This window comes from Rathayibacter sp. Leaf248 (assembly GCF_920939495.1).
In the GTDB taxonomy this organism is placed as follows: domain Bacteria; phylum Actinomycetota; class Actinomycetes; order Actinomycetales; family Microbacteriaceae; genus Rathayibacter; species Rathayibacter caricis.
This window is the reverse complement of sequence record NZ_CAKLAV010000002.1, coordinates 703,847-726,859: the sequence shown is the minus strand read 5'-3', so window position 1 is coordinate 726,859 and position 23,013 is coordinate 703,847. Positions and strand designations below refer to the sequence as shown.

Here is a 23,013-nt window from a genome sequence, read left to right as displayed (position 1 = left end):
TGAACACGACCGGCGCGGCTCCCTACCCCCGACGGCCCCTCAGGCCAGGACCGAGCGCAGCTCCTCGAACGACGCGGCGACCCGGCCCGGCAGCGCCACCCGGCCGTCCTGGTCGGCCCAGCAGACCCACGCGTGGCGCATCGCCGCGAGCCCGACGAGCGTGAGCATGCGCGCCCGGCTGCGTGCGACGTCGGGGTCCTGCTCGGTGCGGGCGAGGCGGTCGGCGACCAGCTGCTCCACGGCGACCTCGAAGTCGCGCATGCCGGCGATCTTGAGGCCCACCAGCTGCGGATGCTCGCGGAACAGCTCGCGCCGGAGCAGGTGCAGCTCGCGGTCGTCCTCCATCGGCTCCTCCATCGCGGCGACGAAGACGCTCTGCAGGGCGTCGAGGACCGGCCCCTCCCCCTCGACGAAGGCGGCGGCCGTCTCGTCGGTGATCACCGGGAGTCCGCCGACGAGGGCGTCCTCCTTCGACGCGAAGTAGTTGAAGAACGTGCGCGTCGAGACGTCGGCCTGCCGCGACACGTCCTCGATGGTCACGCGGTCGGGCCCGCGCTCGGCGGCGAGGCGGAGCACCGCCATCTCGATCGCGCGCCGGGTGGCGAGACGCTTGCGCTCCCGGAGACCGGGGCGGGGGGCGGTCGGCTCTGTCTCTCTCAGCACTGCGGATCCTCCGATGGCACGACGCCCTCGAGGAGGTAGGCGTCGACCGTGTCGTTCACGCACGGGTTGGACTTGTTGTAGGCGGTGTGACCCTCGCCCGTGTAGGTGAGGAGGTGCCCCTCGGCGAGCTGGCCGGCGAGGGCCTGGGCCCACACGTAGGGCGTGGCCGGATCGTTGGTGGTGCCCACCACGAGGATCGGCGCGGATCCCTCCGCCGCGATGGGCTCCCGCGCGCCCTCGAACCGGGCGGGCCACTCGCTGCAGAGGATGTCGCCGTACGCCATGTAGCGCCCGATCGTCGGGGCGGCCTCCTCGAGCGCCGCCGCATCGGCGCGCATCGCGGCCACATCGCCGGTGTAGGAGTAGTCGACGCAGTTGATCGCGAGGAAGGCCTCGGTGGCGTTGTCGCGGTACGCGCCGTCGGCGTCGCGTCCGTTGTACGCGTCGGCGTACTGGAACGCGGTCGTCGCCGTGCCCGACTGCACCTCGGCGAGCATCTCGCTGAGGGCGCCCCACGCTCCCGCGTCGTAGAGCGGGTAGACGATCGCGGTGAAGAGCGTGTTCGCCCCCAGGACCCGGCCGTCGCCCGCGCGGATCCCGGATGCGTCGACCCGCTCGAGCATCGACCGCACCTGATCCATCCCGTCCTCGACGGAGCCGGAGAAGGGGCAGTCGGCCGAGCCGAGGCAGTCGGCGAGATAGGCGCGCAGGGCGCTCTCGAACCCCTTCGCCTGCTCGCGCACCACGTCGAGCGAGGTCGCGGACGGATCGATCGCGCCGTCGAGCACGAGGCGGCCGACCCGCTCGGGGAAGAGTCCCGCGTACGTCGCGCCGAGGAACGTGCCGTAGGAGTAGCCGAGGTAGTTCAGCGTCTCGTCGCCGAGCGCGGCGCGCAGCACGTCGAGGTCGCGCGCCGCGTTCGGCGTCCCGACCTCGCCGAGCAGGGAGCCGCTGCGCTCGGCGCAGGCGTCGGCGAAGGCGGACGACGCGGTGCGCTGGGCGGCGATCCACTCGTCGCTCCCCCGCTCGCCCGGGGTGATGTCGTAGAGGTAGGAGTCGAGTCCTGCGTCGTCGAGGCAGGTGACGGCCGTCGAGGCGCCGACGCCCCGCGGGTCGAAGCCGACGACGTCGTAGCGGGCCGAGAGCTCCTCGTCGACGGCGTAGTCGACGCTGTCGCGGACGAAGTCGACTCCCGAGGCGCCGGGGCCTCCGGGGTTCACCAGCAGGGAGCCGAGCGCCGGCTGCTCGGCGGCCGGGTGGCGCACGAGGGCGATCGTCGCCGTCTCCCCCGCGGGCTCGTCCCAGTCGAGCGGGACCGTCGCCTCCGTGCACTGCGCGCCGTCGCCGCAGTCGTCCCAGACGAGGACCTGGCCGTAGTACGGCTCGAGCGGCGCCTCGACCGGCTGCGCGGCGGGCGTGGACGTCGCGGACGGGGTCGGCGCGAAGCACCCGGCGAGCAGAGCCGACGCGGCGATCACGGCGGCTGCGGCGAGCGAGCGCCCCGCGCGCCTCACGCCGCCACCGGACGGCGGGCGGCGACCACGAGCATCGCCTCCAGCGCGAGGACCGGCGACACGTTGGCGTCGATCCGCTGCCGCGCCGTCGAGACGGCCTCGAGCACCGCGAGGGTGCGCTCGGGCCGGGTGGCGTCGGCGAGCGCGGTCATCTCGGCGCGGACCTCCTCGTTGATGACCCCGCCCGGCGCACCGAGCTGCAGGCGGACGACGTCGCGGTAGAGCGAGAGCAGGTCGACGAGGATCCGGTCGAGACCGTCGCGGAGGCTCCGCGTCGCGCGGCGCTTCTGGTCCTCCTCGAGGGCCCTCAGCTGCGAGCGCAGCTGAGGCGGGATCGTGCCCCCCGGCTCGACTCCGAGCGAACGCAGGGCCTGGGCGCGCTCGACCTCGTCGCGCTCGAGGGTGATCGCCTTCGCATCGTCGGTCGCGACCTCGATCAGGCGGGCGGCGCCGAGGACGGCGTCCGACACCCCTCGCAGGCGCAGGGCGATCCGGAGCGTCTCCTCGCGCCGCGCACGCGCGTTCGCGTCGGTGGCGAGGCGGTGCGCCATGCCGATGTGGCTCTGCGCCTGGCGGGCCGCGCGCTCCGCGGTCTCGGAGTCGACCCCGTCGCGGCGCTCGAGCAGCCCGGCGACGTCCTCGACGCTCGGGACCCGCAGGCGCACCGAGCGCACCCGGGAGCGGATGGTGGGCAGCAGGTCGGCCTCGCTGGGCGCGCAGAGGATCCAGACCGTGCGCTCGGGCGGCTCCTCGAGCGCCTTCAGCAGCACGTTCGACGTGCGCTCGCTCATCCGATCGGCGTCCTCGATCACCATCACGCGGTAGCGCGAGACGGACGGCGAGTACTGCGAGCTCGAGACGAGCTTGCGCACCTCCTCGATCGAGATGATCACGCGCTCGGTCGCGAGGACGGAGAGATCGGGGTGCGACCGGGCCGCGACCTGCCGGCAGTCCGGGCACTCGCCGCAGCCCCCGTTCCGGCACAGCAGCGCCGAGGCGAACGCGTAGGCGAGGTTCGAGCGGCCGGAGCCGGGCGGGCCGGTGATGAGCCACGAGTGCGTCATCGACGCCGACTCGTCACCCGAGGCGGAGCGGGGCGTGGAGGCGTCGCGCAGGGCGCCGATGGCGTGCTCCTGGCCGACGAGCTGGCTCCAGACGTTCACGCGTCCACGCTACCCGCGAGTACCGACAGGACCGCCGCCGACAGTGCCGCCGTCGCGCTCGAGGAGCTCCTCCACGCGCGAGCGCACAGCAGCGGCGAGCTCCTCGACGGGGAGGGCGGCGTCGAGCACGAGGAAGCGCTCGGGGTCGGATCGGGCGATCGCGAGGAACGCGCCGCGCACCCTCTCGTGGAACTCCGCCTTCTCGGCCTCGAGCCGATCGAACCGGGTGCGGGCGGCGTCCAGGCGCGAGCGGGCCGCCGCCGGATCGAGATCGAGCAGCACCGTGAGATCGGGGCGGAAGTCGTGGGTCGCCCACTCCGAGAGGCGCCTCACCTCGTCCGCGTCGAGCACGCGTCCCGCCCCCTGATAGGCGACGGAGGAGTCGATGTAGCGGTCCTGGACCACCACCTCGCCGCGCTCGATGGCCGGCCGCACCAGCGTGCCGATGTGCTGGGCGCGGTCCGCCGCGTAGAGCAGGGCCTCGGCGCGCGGGTCGATGTCGCCGCGGTGGTGGAGGACGATCTCGCGGATCTGCACCCCCACCTCCGTGCCGCCCGGCTCCCGGGTGCGCACGACGGTCTCGCCCCGCGAGCCCAGCCACTCCTCGAGCAGCCGGGCCTGCGTCGTCTTGCCCGCGCCGTCCCCGCCCTCGAGGGTGACGAACAGCCCGGTCACTCCGCGGTGCCCGTCGCCTCCGATGCGGCCGCGGGCTTCTTCGCGGCCGGCTTGCGGGTGGTGGTCTTGGCGGCGGTGGTCTTCGCCGCCGTCGTCTTCGCCGCGGTGGTCTTGGCCGCCGTGGTCTTCGCCGCGGTGGTCTTCGCCGCGGTGGTCTTGGCCGCCGTCGTCTTCGCCGCCGGCTTCTTGGCGGGTGCACGCTTCGCGAGTGCCTTCTTGACCGGCCCCTTGGCGCGCTTGTCGGCGAGCATCTGCACGGCCTGCTCGAAGTCGATCTCCTCGATCGTCTGGCCCTTGGGGATCGTGACGTTCGTCTCGCCGTCGGTGACGTAGGCGCCGAAGCGGCCGTCGCGGATGCGGATCGGCTTGCCGCTCACCGGGTCGGCCTCGAACTCCTTGAGAGCGCTCGACGCCCGCTTCGCTCCGTACTTGGGCTGCGCGAACACCTCCAGAGCGGTGGGCAGGTCGACCTCGAAGATCTGGTCCTCGCTGGTGAGCGAGCGGCTGTCCGTGCCCTTCTTGAGGTACGGGCCGTAGCGGCCGTTCTGCGCCGTGATCGGCTCACCCGTCTCGGGGTCCTCGCCGACCGTGCGGGGCAGGTCCAGCAGGCGGAGCGCCGTGGCCAGGTCGACCGTCGCGACGTCCATCGACTTGAAGAGCGAGGAGGTCCGCGGCTTGACGACCGCGGGCTTCTTCGCCCCGCGCTTGGCCGGGGCGGGCTCGACGACCTCGCCCGTCGCCGGGTCGGCGGTCGTCTCGGGCTCGGGGTCGACCTCGGTCACGTACGGGCCGAAGCGCCCGTCCTTGACGACGACGGTCTTCCCGGTGTCGGGGTTGCTGCCGAGCACCCGGTCGGTCTGCACCGGCGCGTCGATGAGCTCCTGCGCCTTGGCGGGAGTCAGCTCGTCGGGGGCGAGCTCGAGCGGCAGGTTGACGCGGCGCGGCGTCTCCTGTCCCTCCTCCTCGGCGACCTCGAGGTACGGGCCGTACTTGCCGATCCGCAGCGTGATGTCGTCGGTGATGCGGATGGAGTTGATGCTCTTGGCGTCGATCTCGCCGAGGTTGTCGACGACGTTCCGGAGTCCGGGGTGCGCGCCGCCGCCGAAGTAGAAGCGGTTGAGCCAGTCGACCCGGTCCTCCTCGCCGCCGGCGATGCGGTCGAGGTCGCCCTCCATCTCGGCCGTGAAGTCGTACTCCACGAGGTCCGAGAAGAAGTCCTCGAGCAGGCGCACGACCGAGAAGGCGATCCAGTTCGGCACGAGCGCCGTGCCGCGCGGAGTGACGTATCCGCGGTCGACGATGGTCGAGATGATCGACGCGTACGTCGAGGGGCGCCCGATCCCCAGCTCTTCGAGCGACTTGACGAGGCTCGCCTCCGTGTAGCGCGGCGGCGGCGACGTCTCGTGGCCCTTCGCCTCGACCTCGGAGACCACGAGGGACTGGCCGACCTCGAGCACGGGGAGCTTGGCGTCCTTCTCGTCGCGGGCGCCGTGGCGCTCCTCGTCGCGGCCCTCCTCGTAGGCGAGCAGGAAGCCGCGGAAGGTGATGACCGTGCCGGACGCGGTGAACTCGGCGCTGCGGGTGGTGTCGCCGGCCGGGTTCGCCTCGAGGGTGACCGTGGCGGTCGAGCCCTTCGCGTCGGCCATCTGGGAGGCGACGGTGCGCTTCCAGATCAGGTCGTAGAGGCGGTGATCGTTGCCGCGGAGGGTGCCCGCGAGCTGGTCGGGGGTGCGGAAGGTCTCGCCGGCGGGGCGGATCGCCTCGTGCGCCTCCTGTGCGTTCTTGTTCTTGCCGGAGTAGAGGCGCGGCTTGTCGGGCACCGTCTCGGCACCGTAGAGCGCGGTCGCCTGCGAGCGAGCCGCGGTGATCGCCTGCTGCGACAGGTTCGGCGAGTCGGTCCTCATGTAGGTGATGAAGCCGTTCTCGTACAGCGACTGCGCCACGCTCATGGTCTGGCGGGCCGAGAAGCGGAGCTTGCGCGCCGCCTCCTGCTGGAGCGTCGACGTGGTGAACGGAGCGGCGGGGCGCCGCGAGTAGGGCTTGGACTCGAGGTTGGTGACGCGTACGAGGGTCGCCGGGTCGCGCAGAGCCGTGGCCAGTGCGGTGGCGCTGGTCTCGTCGAGTACGGTGACGTCGCTCTTGAGCTCGCCGCGGTCGTCGAAGTCGCGGCCGCTGCCGATGCGCTTGCCGTCGAGGCGCGCCAGTCGGGCGTCGAAGCCCGCCGAGGCGTCGGCCTCGGGGGCGAGCACGGTCGCGAGATCCCAGTAGCTCGCCGAGACGAACGCGAGCCGCTCGCGCTCGCGGTCGACGACGAGGCGGGTGGCGGCCGACTGCACGCGGCCGGCCGAGAGTCCTGGGCCGACCTTGCGCCAGAGCACCGGCGAGATCTCGTAGCCGTAGAGGCGGTCGAGGATGCGGCGGGTCTCCTGCGCGTCGACGAGGGAGGTGTCGATGTCGCGGGTGTTCTGGCTGGCCTTCTGGATCGCGTCCTTGGTGATCTCGTGGAAGACCATCCGGTGCACGGGGACCTTGGGCTTGAGCTCCTCGAGGAGGTGCCACGCGATGGCCTCGCCCTCGCGGTCCTCATCCGTCGCGAGGAAGAGCTCGTCGGCGTTCTTCAGCGCCCGCTTGAGATCGGCGACCGTCTTCTTCTTCTGGTCCGACACGACGTAGTACGGCTCGAAGCCGTTGTCGACGTCGACCGAGAACTTGCCCAGCGGGCCCTTCTTGAGCTCGGGCGGGAGGTTCTTGGGCTCGATGAGGTCGCGGATGTGACCGACGGAGGCGAGCACCTCGTACCCGTCGCCCAGGTACTGGGCGATGGTCTTGGCTTTCGCCGGCGACTCGACGATCACCAGCTTCTTCGTGCCGGACACAGTTCTCCTCGGTTGATGCTGTCGGGTCGGACGGGCGGGCCGTCCGACGGGTCCCCGTCTGCGGGGAGGCGGTGCGCGGCGGCCGCACGGGGAACGGTGTCCCGTTCGCGTGGGCCTCGGGCGCCCGACAGGCACACCATACACACCGAGTCCGGGGACCGAGGCCCCCGCGGGTGCCGGATGAGGCTGAGAGCGGGCCCTGAGCACGCCGAACGCGAGGAGGTCCGTCGAGCCGCTCCTGGTGACGTCGCGGCCCGATCGGCGCATGATGAGGTGCATGGCAACGACGCACACTCCTTCTTCCTCCCTCCGCCCGTCCGACACGCTCGCCGCGTACACGGCGAAGCTCGCGGACGGCCCTCTCGAGGGCAAGACGCTCCGCCGCCCGTACGGCGACGACGGCGCTCCCGCCGCCCGGATCGAGATCCCGACCGGCCGCGGCTCCTCCCGCTGGGTCTACCTCCTCGCCGGCTCCCTCGAGCACGACGAGGGCGCGGGGTCGCAGCCCACGGCCGCCGCGTACCGGTACCAGCGCCTCAGCTCCGACTGATCCGGACGGCGGCTGACGGGTCGCCCGGGCGACGCCCCGTCCATCAGGGCGGCGGACCGGCCCTCGAGCGCGCGGGCAGCGCGAGCGGACCGACGGAGACCGAGACCGAGACGGTCGCGACTCCTCCTTCCACTGCGCACTCCGACAGCGTCGCCGAACCCGCTTCCGCCACCCGCTGAGCCTCGGTGCACGGCGCCCCGGCCAGCAGCCCGGAGGCGACGTCGGCCGCGGCGAGCGCCGCCGCGTCCGCCGCGGCCACCGCGCGCTGATGCCCGATCACACCGCCGCACCCCGCGAGCACCGCGGCGGTGACGAGGATCGTGCCCGCCACGACACCGACGACCGCCGTCGCCGCCGAGCCGTCCTCGCCGCGGAGCGGCTCGCCGCGGAGCGACCCGCTGCGGAGAGCCCACGGTGGCCGATCCCTCCGCCCCGCCGCCGTGCGCCGCCTCACCGGCCACCGCCCAGCGCGCACGAGCGCACCTCCACCGGCACCTCGAGCACCGGGAGCGGCCGCAGCCGGGCCGCCACGCTCACGCACACGAGACCGCCCTCCTCCGCCACCGCGACCGCCGCCTCCGCGTCGACCCGCGCCACCGGCCCCGCGGGATCATCTCCCCGAGCGGAGGACCGGGCGCTGTCGGCCGTCGCATCCACCAGCCGCACGTACTGGGCCGACGCCGCGACCGAGCCCAGGCACAGCGCCAGCACCACGACAACCGCGGGGAGGACGACCGCCAGCTCCGCGCTCGCCGATCCGTCCTCCTCCGCCGCTCGCCGCACCGCCCTGCCGGCGCGGCCCCTCATCCGCCGGACGTCAGCGCGCGGGTGACGAGGTCGGTCAGGATCCCGCGCACCTCGTCCCCCTTGAGGATCACCACCAGCAGACCCGCGAAGCCGACCGCGGCCATCGTCGCGATCGCGTACTCGGCGGTCGCCGATCCCTCCTCCTCCGCCACGAGTCGGCGCAGCCCCGGCCGCGCCCCGCCCACCGGTGCTCCCCTACCGTCGAACCCGTTCATCTCTCCTGCTCCGTTCCCGCCCCGTGCTGTGCCCCTCACCACGAGCATCGCCGGGTCCTCCGACCCGCACGCAGCCGATCGACCGATCGGTGGAGAGCACGGTTCGATGCCGCCTGGGGAGGAGCCCGCTCACCGCGTGACGTCGAAGGTCGAGAGCAGCACGGACACGATCATCGGAGCGACGCCCAGCAGCAGGAAGGCGGGCAGCACGCACACGCCCAGCGGCAGCATCAGGGTCACCCCGAGTCGCGCGGCCCGCTCCCGGGCACGACCCGCGGCCCGCACCCGTACCAGCGCCGCCTCGCTGCGCAGCAGCCGCCCCGCGGGCACTCCGGCGCCGGTCGACAGCGCGAGGATCGCCTCCGCGGCCTCGAGCGCTCGGGCGTCCGGAGGCAGTCCGCACTCGGCCAGCGCCGCCAGCACGCGCGCTCGGGCTGCGTCGGCGGACCCTCCTCCGGCGAGCGCGACCGCGAGCAGGTCGAGCGCGAGGCCCGGAGCCGCCTCCCCCGGGTCCGCTCCGCGCACCAGACGACGGGTCCACGCCTGCGCGAGCACCATCAGCGCCGCTCCCCCGCCGAGGCACACGAGCCCGGGCACCGTGCCCACGAGCACCCCGACCACGTCGAACCCCAGGAGCACCCCGAAGCCCAGCGCCACGAGCGGCAGCACGCCGACCACCCGCCCGGTCGCCGCGGGTCCCGCGAGCGCCACGTCGATGTCGCGGCGCGCCCGCCCCGTCTCGCGCATCGACTCCGCCAGCTCGGTCAGCGCAGCAGCCACCGGAGCCCCGGAGTCGGCGGCCACCCGCCAGCACGCGGCGAGGGACGCCCAGGCCGTCGCCTCACCACCGTCCCGGGTCTGCCGCCGACCGCGGCGACGGACGCCGGATCGACGCGACTCCGGAACCCCGCGAAGGAGCGCCTCCGTCGCATCACCGCCGCGAGCCGCCTCGAGCGCGACCGAGCGGAGCAGCCGCCTCCGTCGAGCCGCACCCGGTGGGCCCGCCGCACCCGAGGGATCGGCTTCGGCCAGATGCGTCAGCGCGGAGGCGGGAGCGACCCCCGCAGCGAGCAGGACCGACAGCCGGTGCACGACGGCCGCGACCTCGTCCAGCCCGTCCGCGCTCCTCACGGTGCCGACCGGGCCCGAGCGGGCAGCGTCCCCTCGGCGATCCGGAGCCGTCCGGAGTCGTCCAGAGCGAAGCACCCCCAGGACGCGAGGCGACGGCGCCCGCCCCGGCGCTCGAGGTGCAGCACGAGATCGAGCGCACTCACCGCCTGGCGCGCGACGGCGTCCGGTCCCATCCCCGCGAGCGCACCGAGCGCCTCGAGCCGCGACGGCACGTCGGCGAGCGAGTTCGCGTGCACCGTCCCCGCCCCGCCGTCGTGGCCGGTGTTCAGCGCCGAGAGCAGCTCCCGCAGTTCCGCCCCGCGGCACTCGCCCAGGACGAGGCGGTCCGGCCGCATCCGCAGCGCTTCGCGCACGAGCCGGTCGAGTCCGACGCCGCCCGCCCCCTCGAGGTTGGGCTGTCGCGACTCGAGCGAGACGACGTGCGGATGCGCGGGCCGCAGCTCCCCCACGTCCTCGATCGCGATGATGCGCTCGTGCGTCGGCGCGCACCCCAGCAGCGCTCCGAGCAGCGTCGTCTTCCCGGAGCCGCCCGCCCCCGAGACGAGCAGGTTCCACCGCGACGCGACCGCGCGGCCCAGCAGGGCGCGACCGGAGTCGTCCATCATCCCCGCCGCCTGCAGCTGATCGAGGCTCCACGCCCCGGCCCGCGGGACGCGCACCGAGATCAGTGCCCCCGCGGTGGCCACCGGAGGGAGCACCACGTGGACACGGACGCCGTGGCGCAGCCGCACGTCGACGCACGGGCTCGCCTCGTCGACGTGCCGACCACCCGCGGCGACGAGGGACACGGCCAGACGCCGTGCACCCGACGCGTCGAGCGACCAGGTCGGCTCGCGCACCGCCCCCTGACCGCGGTCCACCCAGAGCCCGGCTCCGCCGTTGACGAAGAGGTCGGTGACGGCCGGATCGGCGGCGAACGGCGCCAGGAGCCCGAGGGCGGCCGCTCCCGGCCGGACGGGAGGGTGGGCCGGCGCAGGGGCCGCGGGCGGCTCCCTGCGGAACTCGGCAGGGACGAGGGGCACGAAGTCGGCGATCATCCGGGCACGCTAGGCGCGCACGCACTCCCGCCGATGACGCAGCACCCCGATCGGTGGAGACGCCCGCGATCGAGGGGCTGGGGAGGAATGAACGGCGGACGAGCCCGAGAGACCCACCTCCGCGAGCCCGAGCCCCAGCGGCGACACGGCCCGGAGTCCTGCACGGGCCGTTAAGAGAAGGGGGCGGCACCCATTGGGGGGAACAGGTGCCGCCTCGGCGGCGCGGGATTGGGGGGAATCACATGCGCCGCTGAGCCGAAGTTCATTCGGCCGTATGTAAGAGTACGTGACCGCGGCCGAAACGCCAACCCCCGATTTCCGACCCGTTCGGGGGCACGCCGACCATCACCGGGCACACCTCGCCGGCACACGCCCGGCCCCGCCTCCGCCCGCGCGCTACGGTGGAGCGAGATCGGCCGGCAGCGGCCGTGCAGGCGCACTCGCGAAGGAGCGAATCGCAGATGACCACTCCCCCCGACGACGTCGTGATCCCGGGTTCCGAGACCATCGACAACCTCCTCCACGAGACGCGCCGGTTCCCTCCCCCCGCCGACTTCGCAGAGAACGCCGTCGCCACCGCCGACCTCTACGACGAGGCGGCCGCCGATCGACTCGCCTTCTGGGCCGCGCGCAGCCGCGAGCTGCTGCACTGGCACCGCCCGTTCACGCGGACCCTCGACTGGAGCGACCCGCCCTTCGCGAAGTGGTTCGACGACGGCGAGCTGAACGTCGCCTACAACTGCCTCGACCGCCACGTCCTCGCCGGCCACGGCGACCGGGTCGCGATCCACTGGGAGGGCGAGCCCGGCGACACCCGCACCCTCACCTACGCGCAGCTCACCGCCGAGGTGAAGCGCGCCGCCAACCTACTGACCAGCCTCGGCGTGCACGCGGGCGACCGCGTCGCGATCTACCTGCCGATGATCCCGGAGGCGGTCGTCGCGATGCTCGCCGTCGCGCGCATCGGCGCTGTCCACTCCGTCGTCTTCGGCGGCTTCAGCGCCGAGAGCCTGCGGGCGCGCATCGACGACGCGGAGGCGAATCTCGTCATCACCGCCGACGGCGGCTGGCGCAAGGGCTCGGTCTTCCCGCTCAAGCCCGTCGTCGACGCCGCCCTCGCGATCGGCGGGGACGACTCCCCCTCCACGGTCGAGCACGTGCTCGTCGTGCAGCGCGGCGGCAACACGGTCGACTGGCGCGACGGCCGCGACCTCTGGTGGCACGAGGAGATCGTCGCGGTCGACGCCGACCACACGGCCCGCGCGTTCCCCGCCGAGCAGCCCCTCTTCATCCTCTACACGAGCGGCACCACCGGGAAGCCCAAGGGCATCCTGCACACCAGCGGCGGCTACCTGACCCAGGTCGCCTACACGCACCGCTCGGTGTTCGACCTGCACCCCGAGACCGACGTCTACTGGTCGACAGCCGATGTCGGCTGGATCACCGGGCACAGCTACGTCGTCTACGGGCCGCTGGCCAACGGAGCGACGCAGGTGATGTACGAGGGCACCCCCGACACTCCGCACACCGGCCGCTGGTGGGAGATCGTCGAGAAGTACGGCGTGACGATCCTCTACGCCGCGCCCACGGCGATCCGCTCGTTCATGAAGCTCGGCCGCCAGATCCCCCAGCGCTTCGACCTCTCGAGCCTCCGGCTGCTCGGCTCGGTGGGCGAGCCGATTAACCCGGAGGCGTGGGTCTGGTACCGCGACGTCATCGGCGGCGGCCGCACGCCCATCGTCGACACGTGGTGGCAGACCGAGACCGGGGCGATCATGGTGTCGCCGCTCCCGGGCGTGACGACGCTCAAACCGGGCTCGGCGCAGGTGCCGCTGCCCGGCGTCTCGATCGACGTCGTCGACGAGTCCGGCCGCTCGGTCGGCCAGGATTCGGGCGGCCTGCTCGTGATCACGGAGCCGTGGCCCGCGATGCTGCGCGGCATCTGGGGCGATCCCGAGCGCTACGTCGAGACCTACTGGTCGAAGTTCGGCGACCGGTACTTCGCCGGCGATGGCGCGCGCCGGGACCGCGACGGCGACCTCTGGCTGCTCGGGCGCGTCGACGACGTGATGAACGTGTCGGGGCACCGGCTCTCGACCGCCGAGATCGAGTCGGCGCTCGTCTCGCACCCTGTCGTGGCCGAGGCCGCGGTCGTCGGAGCGGCGGACGAGGCGACGGGCCAGGCCGTCGTCGCGTTCGTCATCGCCAAGGCGAGCCAGGCGGAGTCGCTGGCGGGCGGCCACGACGAGCTCGTGGCGACCCTCAAGGCGCACGTCGCCGAGCACATCGGAGCGATCGCTCGCCCGAAGCGCATCCTGATCGTGCAGGAGCTGCCCAAGACCCGCTCGGGCAAGATCATGCGCCGCCTCCTGCGCGACGTCGCGGAGGGACGGGCCGTCGGCGACACGACGACGCTCGCCGACACGCAGGTGATGACCGTCATCTCGTCCGCGATCGCCGCGGAGTGAGTGCGGCGCCCGGGGGCCTCCCCCGGGCACCGGCACTAGGCGAAGGCGACGACCAGCTCGACCTCGACCGGAGCGCCGAGCGGCAGCTCCGCGACTCCGACCGCCGAGCGCGCGTGGCGGCCCGCTTCGCCGAAGACGTCGCCCAGCAGCTCGGACGCGCCGTTGATCACTCCCGGCTGCCCGGTGAAACCGGTAGCGGAGGCGACGAAGCCGGTCAGCTTGACGACGCGGGTGACGCGGTCGAGCGATCCGATCGCGTCGGCGACCGCCGCGAGGGCGTTGAGCGCGCAGATCCGCGCGAGGGCCTTCGCCTCGTCGGGATCGACGAGGCCGTCACCGGAGCCGACCTTGCCCGTCGCGGGCAGGACGCCGTCGACGAACGGGATCTGCCCCGCGGTGAAGACGAGGTGCTCGTGCACGACCGCCGGGACGTACGCGCCCGCGGGGGCGGCGACGGCGGGCAGCTCGATGCCCAGCTCCGCGAGGCGCTGGGCGATGCCCGCTCCGCTCACGCGCCGGCCTCGGCGACGGGGCGCTTGAGGTAGGCGACGAGCCCGCCCTCGGGGCCGGTCACGATCTGCACCAGCTCCCAGCCCTCGGATCCCCAGGTGTTCAGGATCGCCGTGGTGTTGTGGATCATCAACGGGGTCGTGACGTACTCCCAGCGCGGGACGGACATGGCTCTCCTCGAGTGCGGGGCGCACCGCCGCGAGGCGGTGCGGGCGGGGGTGCGCCGCGTCCGGTGCGGTCGCGGCGACTACGCTGATTCTATGTCGGGGGCAGGCGGGACCAGGGTCGTGAAGTCGATCGGGGGCGCCGTCGGCGGGCTCATCGGGGTGGTCGCGATGAGCGTGATCGCGGGGATCCTCGTGGCCGCGTCGATCACTCCGGCCATCGCGCTGGGCGGCATGGCCGCGAACAACGGCGTGCAGATGTTCGACAACCTCCCCGAGTACCTCGAGATCGGCACTCTCGCCGAGAAGAGCAACATCTACGCGAAGGACGCGAGCGGCGCCGACGTCCTCCTCGCCTCCTTCTACGCGCAGAACCGCGTCGAGGTCGGCTGGGACGACATCTCCCCCTTCGTGAAGGACGCCGTCGTCGCCTCCGAGGACCCGCGCTTCTACGAGCACGGCGGGATCGACCTCCTCGGCACCGTGCGCGCCGCGGCCACGACCGCGATGGGGGGCCGCGTGCAGGGCGGCTCCTCGATCACCCAGCAGTACGTGAAGAACGTCCTGGTGCAGAAGGCCGAGGCCCTCTCGGACCCGATCGAGCGCGACGCCGCCTACCGAGAGGCGACCGAGACGACTCCGGAGCGCAAGGTCGCCGAGATGCGCCTCGCGATCGGCCTCGAGAAGGAGTACCCGAAGAACGACATCCTGCTCGGCTACCTCAACATCGCGCTGTTCGGAGGAACGGTCTACGGCATCGAGGCCGCCGCGAACTACTACTTCGGCACGAGCGCCCGCGACCTCACCCTGGCGCAGTCGGCCGCGCTCATCGCGATCGTCAACAACCCCGAGAAGTTCCGCTTCGACCGTCCCGACGACCCGGCCAACCTCGCCGTCGAGGGATACCCCGAGACCCTGAACCGGCGCAACTACATCCTCGTGCAGATGGACAAGGAGTCGAAGGTCACTCCGGAGCAGATCGCCGAGGCCGCCGGAACGCCCATCGCCCCCGTCGTCACCGAGCCCAGCACCGGCTGCCAGACCGCCGGCATCGCCGCGTTCTTCTGCGACTACGTCACCTGGGTCATCAAGAACGACGACGCGTTCGGAGCGAGCCGGGACGAGCGCGACGCGACGTTCAAGCGCGGCGGGTACCAGATCTACACGACCCTCGACAGCGAGCTGCAGCAGGCAGCCGTCTCGGCGACCGACGCCTGGGTGCCGAAGTCGATGGGATCGATCAACATCGGCAGCTCGAGCGTCTCGGTGGAGGTGGGCACCGGTCGCATCCTCGCGATGACGCAGAACAAGGACTACTCGAACGATCCCGACGTCGCCGGGCCGAACTACACGAGCGTCAACTACAGCACCGACTTCGGCTACGGCGGCTCGTCGGGGTTCCAGGTGGGATCGACCTACAAGGTGTTCACCCTCGCGGAGTGGCTGCAGGAGGGACGCTCGCTCGGCGAGAGCGTCGACGGGGTGCGCCGCGCGTACACGACCTTCCGCGACAGCTGCGAACCCGACGGCATCTACTACGGCGAGTCCTGGGACCCCAAGAACGACGAGGGCGGCAACGGAGGCGTCTACTCCGTCCTCGACGCGACGAAGGGCTCGATCAACACGGGCTTCGCCGCGATGGCCGAGCAGCTCGACCTCTGCGGCATCCGCAACACCGCCCTGGCGATGGGCGTGCACCGCGCCGACGGCACGGAGCTGCAGAAGTTCGCACCCACGATCCTCGGCACCAACGAGATCGCTCCGCTGACCATGGCGACCGCCTTCGCGGGCTTCGCCAACAAGGGCACCGTCTGCACCCCGATCGCGATCGACCGCATCGTCGACCGCACCGGGGCGGACGTCGCTCCTCCCGCCTCCGAGTGCACGCAGGGGATGTCGGAGGCGGTCGCGGCCACCGCCGACTACGCCCTGCAGCAGGTCATGACCGGAGGAACGGGGCGCGCGTCCGCGACCGGCACCGGCGTCCCGCACATCGGCAAGACGGGCACCACCGACAACGCCGTGCACACCTGGATGGTCGGCGCGAGCACCGAGGTCGCCACGGCGACCTGGGTCGGCAACGTCGTCGGCAAGACCTCCATGCGCGGGCTGCGCCTGAACGGCGTAAACGCGGGTCAGGTGCGCCATCAGATCTGGCCGCGGATCATGCGTGTCGCCGATGCGAAGTACGGCGGCTCGGCGTTCCCGTCACCGCAGCGCTCCCTCGTGGAGGCGCCTCAGGAGGCCGTGCCCGAGGTCACCGGGCAGAGCCCCGCCGCCGCCTCCGAGCGGCTGCGCCAGCTCGGCTTCCGGGTGAGCGTCGACCCCGTCCGCGTGCCCTCCGATCGCCCCGCCGGCACCGTCGCCCAGACGAGCCCTCCGGCCGGCTCGCGCATCGCCCGGGGGAGCGCCGTCGTGCTCCAGGTGAGCGCAGGGCCCGCGACGCCGCCGCCCTCGCCCGCTCCGCCGTCGCCCGGCACCGCGCCTCCTACCGGCGGATGAGCACTCACCGGCCGTCCGGTGCCGTCGTGCAGAATGAACGCGGTCGCGCCTCGCGGCCGCACCCTCGGGAGAAGGACACATGACCGGACGCAGCCGACGCCCCCTGACCACCGCTCTCGCGACGGCCGCCCTCGCCGGCGCGGCCGCCGGCGTCTGGGGCATCGGCATCGAGCGCACCCTGTTCACCGTCCGCCGGATCAGCGTGCCCGTGCTGCCGCAGGGAGCGGCGCCGCTGCGGATCCTGCACCTCTCGGATCTGCACATGGCCCCCTGGCAGTCGAAGAAGCAGGAGTGGCTGAGTTCGCTCGCCGCTCTCTCCCCCGATCTGATCGTGGACACGGGCGACAACCTCGGCCACCGCGACGGCGTGCTCGGCATCCGCCGCGCACTCGAGCCGTTCGCGGGCGTCCCCGGCGTGTTCGTCCACGGCTCGAACGACTACTTCGGCCCCCGGCTCAAGAACCCGCTGCGCTACTTCCGCGGACCGTCGGAGAACCCCCGCCCCGACCAGGCCGGGCTCGACACCGCCGCGCTCACGGGCTACTTCACCGACGACCTCGGCTGGACCGACCTGAACAACACCGCCACCTCGATCGAGGTCGGCGGGACCCGGATCGAGTTCTTCGGCGTCGACGACCCGCACATCGCCCGCGACCGCATCGACCTGGTGGCGGGCTCCGTCGACGAGCTGCGCGCCGCGGCCGACGGTCCGGCGGACGTGAGCATCGGAGTGGCGCACGCCCCCTACCAGCGCGTGCTCGACGACTTCGTCGCGCGCGGCGCCGAGCTGATCCTCGCCGGGCACACGCACGGCGGACAGGTCTGCGTGCCGGGATTCGGCGCCCTCGTCACCAACTGCGACATCCCCCGCGACAAGGTCTCCGGGTTCACGACCTGGGACAACGGGCTGCGCAGCTCCTACCTCAACGTCTCGGCGGGCGTCGGCACCTCGATCTACGCGCCGGTGCGCTTCGCCTGCCGCCCCGAGGTGACGCTCGTGACCCTCGAGCCGGCGAGCTGAGTCGGAGTGCATCGCGGCCGTTCTTCCGGCTCGTGAATATCGGCTATCATTGACGAGGTTCGCCCGCGAGAGCGGTGCGAGCACTCCACCGGGGTGTGGCGCAGCTTGGTAGCGCGCCTCGTTCGGGACGAGGAGGTCGTGGGTTCGAATCCCGCTACCCCGACCGGTGAGAAGCCCGGCCAGGATCGATGATCCGGGCCGGGCTTCGTCGTTCCCGGGTCCTCCGGCGGTCGTGGGCGCGCCGCACAGGCGCTGTTCCGCGCACGGGCGGTCCTCTCGGAGGAACGCCGAGCAGACTGGGTCCTTCCCGCCCGCCGCATGCCACCGTCCCCGCAGGAGGAGCACCATGAGCCGGTCGCTCACCCGCCTCACCCTCGCCGTCGGCGCCCCGTACCTGGCAGCGCTGGCACTGGTCGCGTTCTGGCCCGTCCCCGTCGACTCGGGCGTGCGGGACGTGCTCGACCGGCTGCTGGCCGCTCTCGCTCGTCACGGCCTGGGGGTGATCGACTACGACCTGATCGAGCGCGCCGCCAACGTCGCGCTGTTCGTCCCCCTGGGCGTCCTCGTCGCCCTGCATCTGCGGCCCCGCTGGGCCTGGCTCGCCGTCGTGATCGGAGCGGCGACGAGCGCCGTCATCGAGACGGGGCAGCTGCTGTTCCTGTCGGACCGCTTCGCCACCACCGACGACGTCGTGATGAACAGCCTCGGAGCGGCGATCGGCGCCGTGCTCGGTTCCGTCGTGCGCGCGGTTCTGCAGCACCGGGAGCGACTCGCACGGAGGGAGGACGATCTGCTCGTCCGCGCTCCGCTCCCCGGCCGCGTCTGAGCCGGTCGTCCGTTCCTGAACGAACGACGGCGCCGGCGCGCGGAGGCCGGTGCGACGCCGTGGCGTCGTCCGGCTCCGCGCCTCCGGCGCCGATCGAGGTGTGCTGGTGCGTCAGCGGCCCAGGCCGCGGTACTCCCAGCCGGCGGCGCGCCAGTCGGCGGGGACCAGGCAGTTGCGCCCGTCGACGACGAAGCGGTTCGAGACCAGCTCGCCCGCGACGGCGGGGTCGATGGCGCGGAACTGCTTCCACTCGGTGACGACGACCACGGCGTCGGCGCCGCGCAGGGCCTCGTCGACGTCGGTCGTGTAGGTGATGTCGGGGTACTTGCGCCGGGCGTTCTCGATCGCCTCGGGGTCGGTCGCGACGACGTTCGCGCCGAGGTCGTGGAAGCGACCGGCGACGTCGAGCGACGGCGAGTCGCGGGTGTCGTCGGACTCCGGCTTGAAGGCCAGACCGAGGACGGCGATCTTCTTCCCCTCGACCGAGCCGCCGAGGCCTTCGACGACGAGGTCGACGACGCGCTGACGACGGCGCAGGTTGATCGAGTCCACCTCACGGAGGAACGCGACGGACTCGCCGACGCCGAGCTCGTCCGCGCGGGCGGAGAAGGCGCGGATGTCCTTGGGCAGGCAGCCGCCTCCGAAGCCGATTCCGGCGTTGAGGAAGCGACGGCCGATGCGAGCGTCGTAGCCGATGGCGTCGGCCAGCTGAGTCACGTCCGCTCCGGTCACCTCGGCGATCTCGGCGATCGCGTTGATGAACGAGATCTTGGTCGCGAGGAACGCGTTGGCCGAGACCTTGACGAGCTCGGCGGTCGCGTAGTCGGTGACGACGAGGGGGGTGTCGGCTGCCAGGGCGGTCGCGTACACCTCGTCGAGCACGCTCTTGGCGGCGGCTCCGGCCTCGCCCGAGGGCACTCCGTAGACGAGGCGGTCCGGGCTGATGGTGTCCTCGACGGCGAAGCCCTCGCGGAGGAACTCGGGGTTCCACACGAGCGACGCGCCGGTCGGGGCGATCATCTCGGCGAGACGGGCGGCCGTGCCGACCGGAACCGTCGACTTGCCGACGACGAGGGAGTCCGAGGTGAGGTGGGGCAGGAGGCCCTCGATCGCCGAGTCGACGAAGCGCATGTCGGCGGCGTTCGAGCCCGCTTTCTGCGGGGTGCCGACGGCGACGAAGTGCACGGCCGCACCGGCGGCGTCGGCCGTGTTCGTCGAGAAGCGGAGACGACCCGACGCCACTCCGGAGGACAGGAGCTCGGGCAGGCCGGGCTCGAAGAACGGGGCGGAGCCGGCAGCCAGGGCGTCGATCTTGGCCTGGTCCACGTCGATGCCGATCACATCGTGGCCGAGCTCGGCCATCGCGGCGGCGTGGACGGCACCGAGGTAGCCGCAACCAATGACAGAAAGCTTCACAGGGTTTCTCCGAATCGTGGACGGGTGGGTGTCGCGTCGGCGACGGCGGGGGGAGCTGAATCCGGCGACGAGCCGCTCCGGGAGCGTTCTCTCACCGCGCCAATGCTCTCAGATCGCGGGAGATGTCGGCGACGGCGGCGGCGATCTGCTCGGCGACGCGGGTGTGCGTCGCCTCGCTGCGACCGATCGGATCGTCGATGTCGTCTCCCGCCGCTCCCCCGGGGGCGCGACCCCGGTTCGCCGCGGCGAGGCGCACGACACCGCGGAGCCGGGCTGCGGGATCCGCGACGACCGGGAGGGGGACCTCGGCGAGGACGAAGGGCAGCACCCGCGCGAACTCGAGCAGGGTGAAGCCCCGGAGCAGGATCGAGGGGAAGCTCCGCGCCGCATCGACGAGGTGGTCGCGGGTCATCGTGAGCATCACGTCGGCCTCCGCCACCAGACGCTCCGAGAGCCGGGCACTGGAGTGACCGGTCGGATCGCCGCCGTGCACGATGCTCAGCCGGGCGGAGGTCGGATCCATCGGGTAGCCGTCCCGCGTCTGCACCCCTGCGCTCCGGAACGAGAAGAGCGGGCCCCCGGCAGGAGAGGTCGCATCGCCCAGCTCGTGCCGCAGCAGCTGCTCGGACATCGGGGACCGGCAGATGTTGCCGGTGCAGACGGACAGGATCGTGAACACCGGAGAGCCCGACGCGGACGCCGCCTCCGCCGAGGGGCGGCCTCGACGACTCCGACGGGAGCCGTCGTCTCCGGGGAACGTCATGCGGCGCGGATCAGACGGCGCTCGGGGTGGGCTCGCTCGCGGACTCGGGGCGGGCACCCGTCTTCTCGGAGCCGTAGTAGCTCGTGTAGTAGTAGCCGTAGCCCCGCCCGACCTGGCCCCGCGGAGGAACGCGGTTGAGGATGACGCCGAGGGTGTGGCCGCTCACGCGCTCGAGGTTCTGGATCGCCTTGCCCAGCTCGTCGGTGGTCGTCTTGCCGGCCGAGATCACGACGAGCGCGCCGTCGGTGCGGGCGGTGAGGATGGCGCCGTCCGTGACGGGCAGCAGCGGAGGCGCATCCACGATCACGATGGCCTCGCGGGCGATCTCGTGCAGGAGGATGTCCATCCCGTTGGAGCCGAGGAGCTCGCTCGGGTTCGGCGGGATCGAGCCGGCGCCGAGGATCCAGAGGTTGCCGGACGGGCCCCACGGCTGGAGGACGTCCTGCAGCTCGGCCTTGCCGATGAGGAGATCGGTGAGGCCGACGCCCGGGACGAGACCGAACGACTTGGCGACGGTGGGCTTGCGGAGGTCGCCGTCGACGACGACGGTGCGCTGCCCGGATGCGGCGAGCGTGACCGCGAGGTTGGCGGTCACGGTGGACTTGCCGTCGGAGGGCAGCGGGCTCGTGACGACGATGATCCGCGGCGGGCTGTCGACGTTCATGAACTGCAGGTTCGTCCGCAGCTCGCGCAGCGACTCGGCGAGGGCGTGCTTGCCGTCGGCCTTCACGTAGTCGGTCGTGTCGGCCTCGGGGATGATCCGGTTGGTCTCGCTGAGGCGCTTGTCGACGGGCAGGGTGCCGACCACGGGGAGGTCGAAGAGGCGCTCGACCATCTCGGCGGTGCGGATGCGGCGGTCGAGCGTGTTGCGGACGAACGCGTAGACGAGGCCGAGCACGAGCCCGGCGAGCGCTCCGACCGCCAGGACGAGCCGGAGGTTCGGGAAGGCGGGCGAGCCCGGCAGAGCGGCGTCCTGGATCACCTTGAGGCTCACCGAGTCCCCCGTGCCCGTCTCGGCGTTGATCTGCTGGATCCGGGTGGCGACGGCCGAGACCCAGGCGTCGGCGAGCTTCTGCGCGCCGTCGGCGGTGGAGGCCTCTGCTGTGACGTTGAGGACGGGGGCGGCGGCCTCGGGGGTGACGGTGATCGCGCTGATCAGTGCGGAGGGGCTGATGTCGAGGCCGAGGTTCTCGATGGCGATCTCGGCGACGTCTCGCGAGGAGGCGATCGGCACGTAGGTGGTGAGTCGCGACTTGGCGAGGGCCTCGGCGATCTGCTCGCCGTACAGGTCCTGGCTGCCGTCTCCGCTGTCGGGCACCGCCACCGTGACGAGGCCCTTGGAGTCGGCCTCGTAGCGCGGCTTCTGAGTCAGGGACCACCCGAAGGCGACCAGGGTCCCGAGGAGGATCGCTGCGACGATCGGCAACCAGTGATCACGGAGAAGTCGGAGGACGTCCCTAAGTTCCAAGGTGGCAGGTTCCTTCACTGATTCGGAGCGGCGCACGACCGTCGGAGACGGTGAGCCCTGAGATTGTTGCACAGGCGTGTTGTCGGCCTGTTTCGCGGCGCATCATGGGTGCACCCCGTCCGGGGTGGGCTGCTGTGCACGCCTCCTCGTGATCACTCCGAGCCCGACGAGCTCGTCGACCGCGGCGTCGACGGCGGACCGCGGGTCCACTCCCTCGGGTGCCCCGCCGACGTCGGCGAGGACGGCGGCACTCAGGCGGTCGGCGGGGACACCCTCGCCGATCCGCTGCCAGAGAGCCGGGCCGATGCCCGAGAGGCGGACCAGGACGCCTCCGGAGAAGACGAGGACCTCGCCGTCCGGGGCGCGCAGCGCATCGTCGACGAGCGACAGCTCGAGGTCGTCCGACGCGGTGCCCGAGAGCGGGAGGGGGACGACCTCGTCCCAGATCGCCGGAGCCGGGTCGCCGAGCGCCGCGAACAACTGCTCGACGAGCCCGAGAGCGTCGGCGGACTCGGAGTAGACGAGGCGCCGCACGCCGCCGAGCGAGCGGAGCGTCTCGACGAGGTGCACGATCGGGCGCGGCCGCGCCGAGAGGTAGGAGGTCTGCGGCACGAGGTCGTCGATCGCCTCGATCGGATCGACCGCCTCGAGGAACGGCTCCGCGACTCCGGGGCGGCGGTCGAGGAGGACCACGCCCGCGAGCACGAGCGGCCCGCGTGGTGCGGGCCGGAGCCCGAGCGCCGCCGGGGCGAGCTGCGCCTTGGGTGCGGTGCCCGTCAGCGGCTTCACCGAGAGCGGCTTGGGGTAGGGCAGCACGCGTCCGTCCTCGGCGACGCCGACCGTCTCGTCGCTCACGTAGCCGAATCGCGTGCCGAGCAGCCGGGCCATCGTCGTCTTGCCGGTCCCGGAGGCCGCGACGAAGGCCAGGACGCGGCCCGACTCGTCGGCGACTCCGCACGCGTGGAGCATCAGGAGGTCGTCGCGACGGACGCCGATCGCCTCCACGGTGAGCGTCGAGGTCAGCGACTCCTCGAGCTGGGCGACCGTTCCGGCGAGCACGCGCACGCCCTCGCCCTCGATGGTCGACGGGAGCACGTCCGCGAGGACGATCCGCTCCTCCCCCGTCGGCGGGCGGTGGCACGCCGCCCAGCTGGAGGCGATCCGCTCGACGTCCTCCGGCGACAGCCCGCCGCCGAAGACGACCCGGAAGGGCACGTCGAGGACGGCGACGGTCATGTCGCGGA

At 72.6% G+C, this 23,013-nt stretch carries 21 protein-coding genes and 1 tRNA gene; 6 read left to right on the top strand and 16 right to left on the bottom strand.

The features are described 5' to 3' along the window. Positions 1-39: 39 nt before the first annotated feature. From LRG51_RS16420 to topA, 5 genes are read right to left on the bottom strand one after another with little or no spacing between them, the layout of a single operon-like run. A complete protein-coding gene (locus tag LRG51_RS16420; RefSeq protein ID WP_055791298.1) occupies positions 40-663 on the bottom strand; it encodes a TetR/AcrR family transcriptional regulator in 624 nt (207 codons plus the stop codon). Continuing rightward, a complete protein-coding gene (locus tag LRG51_RS16415; protein WP_230673700.1) occupies positions 657-2,177 on the bottom strand; it encodes an alpha/beta hydrolase in 1,521 nt (506 codons plus the stop codon). The genes LRG51_RS16420 and LRG51_RS16415 overlap by 7 nt, the downstream gene beginning before the upstream one ends. After that, entirely contained in the window at positions 2,174-3,340 is a 1,167-nt protein-coding gene (locus tag LRG51_RS16410) for a DNA polymerase III subunit delta' (protein ID WP_055791292.1), read from the bottom strand. The genes LRG51_RS16415 and LRG51_RS16410 overlap by 4 nt, the downstream gene beginning before the upstream one ends. A 9-nt stretch (positions 3,341-3,349) precedes the next feature. After that, the gene (gene tmk / locus LRG51_RS16405; protein WP_055791289.1) at positions 3,350-4,015 is read right to left on the bottom strand and encodes a dTMP kinase; all 666 of its coding nucleotides are present in this window, start codon (positions 4,013-4,015) and stop codon (positions 3,350-3,352) included. Next, on the bottom strand, positions 4,012-6,891 hold the full coding sequence (gene topA, locus LRG51_RS16400) for a type I DNA topoisomerase (RefSeq protein WP_230673697.1): 2,880 nt from the start codon (positions 6,889-6,891) through the stop codon (positions 4,012-4,014). Before topA ends, tmk begins: the two co-directional genes overlap by 4 nt. Positions 6,892-7,168: 277 nt before the next feature. Between topA and LRG51_RS16395 the strand changes: the two genes are divergently transcribed. Beyond that, positions 7,169-7,441, top strand: coding sequence for a hypothetical protein (locus LRG51_RS16395; RefSeq protein WP_107575599.1), 273 nt, complete (start codon positions 7,169-7,171; stop codon positions 7,439-7,441). Between the two features lie 43 nt (positions 7,442-7,484). On the opposite strand, the gene LRG51_RS16390 is transcribed toward LRG51_RS16395, so the two are convergent. The 5 genes from LRG51_RS16390 to LRG51_RS16370 all read right to left on the bottom strand — a co-directional run bounded on the left by LRG51_RS16390 (position 7,485) and on the right by LRG51_RS16370 (position 10,631). Further along, positions 7,485-7,895 carry an Rv3654c family TadE-like protein gene (locus tag LRG51_RS16390; protein WP_230673694.1) on the bottom strand — a complete coding sequence of 137 codons (411 nt, stop codon included), beginning with the start codon at positions 7,893-7,895 and terminating at the stop codon, positions 7,485-7,487. Beyond that, the gene (locus LRG51_RS16385; RefSeq protein WP_230673692.1) at positions 7,892-8,248 is read right to left on the bottom strand and encodes a TadE family type IV pilus minor pilin; all 357 of its coding nucleotides are present in this window, start codon (positions 8,246-8,248) and stop codon (positions 7,892-7,894) included. Before LRG51_RS16385 ends, LRG51_RS16390 begins: the two co-directional genes overlap by 4 nt. Further along, entirely contained in the window at positions 8,245-8,463 is a 219-nt protein-coding gene (locus LRG51_RS16380; protein ID WP_055791279.1) for a DUF4244 domain-containing protein, read from the bottom strand. The genes LRG51_RS16385 and LRG51_RS16380 overlap by 4 nt, the downstream gene beginning before the upstream one ends. Before the next feature lie 129 nt (positions 8,464-8,592). After that, positions 8,593-9,594: a type II secretion system F family protein gene (locus tag LRG51_RS16375; protein WP_230673690.1), complete on the bottom strand. Its 1,002-nt coding sequence runs from the start codon at positions 9,592-9,594 to the stop codon at positions 8,593-8,595. Beyond that, a complete protein-coding gene (locus tag LRG51_RS16370; protein ID WP_082481319.1) occupies positions 9,591-10,631 on the bottom strand; it encodes a TadA family conjugal transfer-associated ATPase in 1,041 nt (346 codons plus the stop codon). The genes LRG51_RS16375 and LRG51_RS16370 overlap by 4 nt, the downstream gene beginning before the upstream one ends. A 461-nt stretch (positions 10,632-11,092) precedes the next feature. Between LRG51_RS16370 and acs the strand changes: the two genes are divergently transcribed. Next, a complete protein-coding gene (acs, locus tag LRG51_RS16365) occupies positions 11,093-13,099 on the top strand; it encodes an acetate--CoA ligase (RefSeq protein WP_230673688.1) in 2,007 nt (668 codons plus the stop codon). Positions 13,100-13,134: 35 nt separating this feature from the next. Here the strand turns inward: acs and LRG51_RS16360 are convergent, their stop codons facing one another. Beyond that, on the bottom strand, positions 13,135-13,611 hold the full coding sequence (locus LRG51_RS16360) for a RidA family protein (protein ID WP_055791263.1): 477 nt from the start codon (positions 13,609-13,611) through the stop codon (positions 13,135-13,137). Further along, the gene (locus LRG51_RS16355) at positions 13,608-13,778 is read right to left on the bottom strand and encodes a hypothetical protein (RefSeq protein WP_165759626.1); all 171 of its coding nucleotides are present in this window, start codon (positions 13,776-13,778) and stop codon (positions 13,608-13,610) included. Before LRG51_RS16355 ends, LRG51_RS16360 begins: the two co-directional genes overlap by 4 nt. Positions 13,779-13,869: 91 nt before the next feature. On the opposite strand from LRG51_RS16355, the gene LRG51_RS16350 reads away from it, so the two are divergent. The 4 genes from LRG51_RS16350 to LRG51_RS16335 all read left to right on the top strand — a co-directional run bounded on the left by LRG51_RS16350 (position 13,870) and on the right by LRG51_RS16335 (position 18,122). Continuing rightward, positions 13,870-16,275: a penicillin-binding protein gene (locus tag LRG51_RS16350; RefSeq protein WP_230673686.1), complete on the top strand. Its 2,406-nt coding sequence runs from the start codon at positions 13,870-13,872 to the stop codon at positions 16,273-16,275. Between the two features lie 79 nt (positions 16,276-16,354). Further along, positions 16,355-17,296, top strand: a complete 942-nt coding sequence (locus LRG51_RS16345) for a metallophosphoesterase (protein WP_055791257.1) — start codon at positions 16,355-16,357, stop codon at positions 17,294-17,296. 89 nt (positions 17,297-17,385) lie between these two features. Next, positions 17,386-17,459: transfer RNA gene (locus LRG51_RS16340), tRNA-Pro, on the top strand. A 183-nt stretch (positions 17,460-17,642) separates the two neighbouring features. After that, positions 17,643-18,122 (top strand): VanZ family protein, encoded by a 480-nt coding sequence (locus LRG51_RS16335; protein WP_055791255.1) that lies wholly within the window; start codon positions 17,643-17,645, stop codon positions 18,120-18,122. Positions 18,123-18,233: 111 nt separating this feature from the next. On the opposite strand, the gene LRG51_RS16330 is transcribed toward LRG51_RS16335, so the two are convergent. The 4 genes from LRG51_RS16330 to LRG51_RS16315 all read right to left on the bottom strand — a co-directional run bounded on the left by LRG51_RS16330 (position 18,234) and on the right by LRG51_RS16315 (position 23,005). After that, the gene (locus tag LRG51_RS16330) at positions 18,234-19,538 is read right to left on the bottom strand and encodes a UDP-glucose dehydrogenase family protein (RefSeq protein WP_055791252.1); all 1,305 of its coding nucleotides are present in this window, start codon (positions 19,536-19,538) and stop codon (positions 18,234-18,236) included. A 91-nt stretch (positions 19,539-19,629) separates the two neighbouring features. Then, positions 19,630-20,301, bottom strand: coding sequence for an arsenate reductase/protein-tyrosine-phosphatase family protein (locus LRG51_RS16325; RefSeq protein ID WP_082481315.1), 672 nt, complete (start codon positions 20,299-20,301; stop codon positions 19,630-19,632). A gap of 10 nt (positions 20,302-20,311) precedes the next feature. Further along, positions 20,312-21,787, bottom strand: coding sequence for a polysaccharide biosynthesis tyrosine autokinase (locus tag LRG51_RS16320; RefSeq protein ID WP_268788507.1), 1,476 nt, complete (start codon positions 21,785-21,787; stop codon positions 20,312-20,314). 84 nt (positions 21,788-21,871) lie between these two features. Beyond that, positions 21,872-23,005: a hypothetical protein gene (locus LRG51_RS16315; RefSeq protein WP_230673685.1), complete on the bottom strand. Its 1,134-nt coding sequence runs from the start codon at positions 23,003-23,005 to the stop codon at positions 21,872-21,874. Between the last annotated feature and the right edge of the window lie 8 nt (positions 23,006-23,013).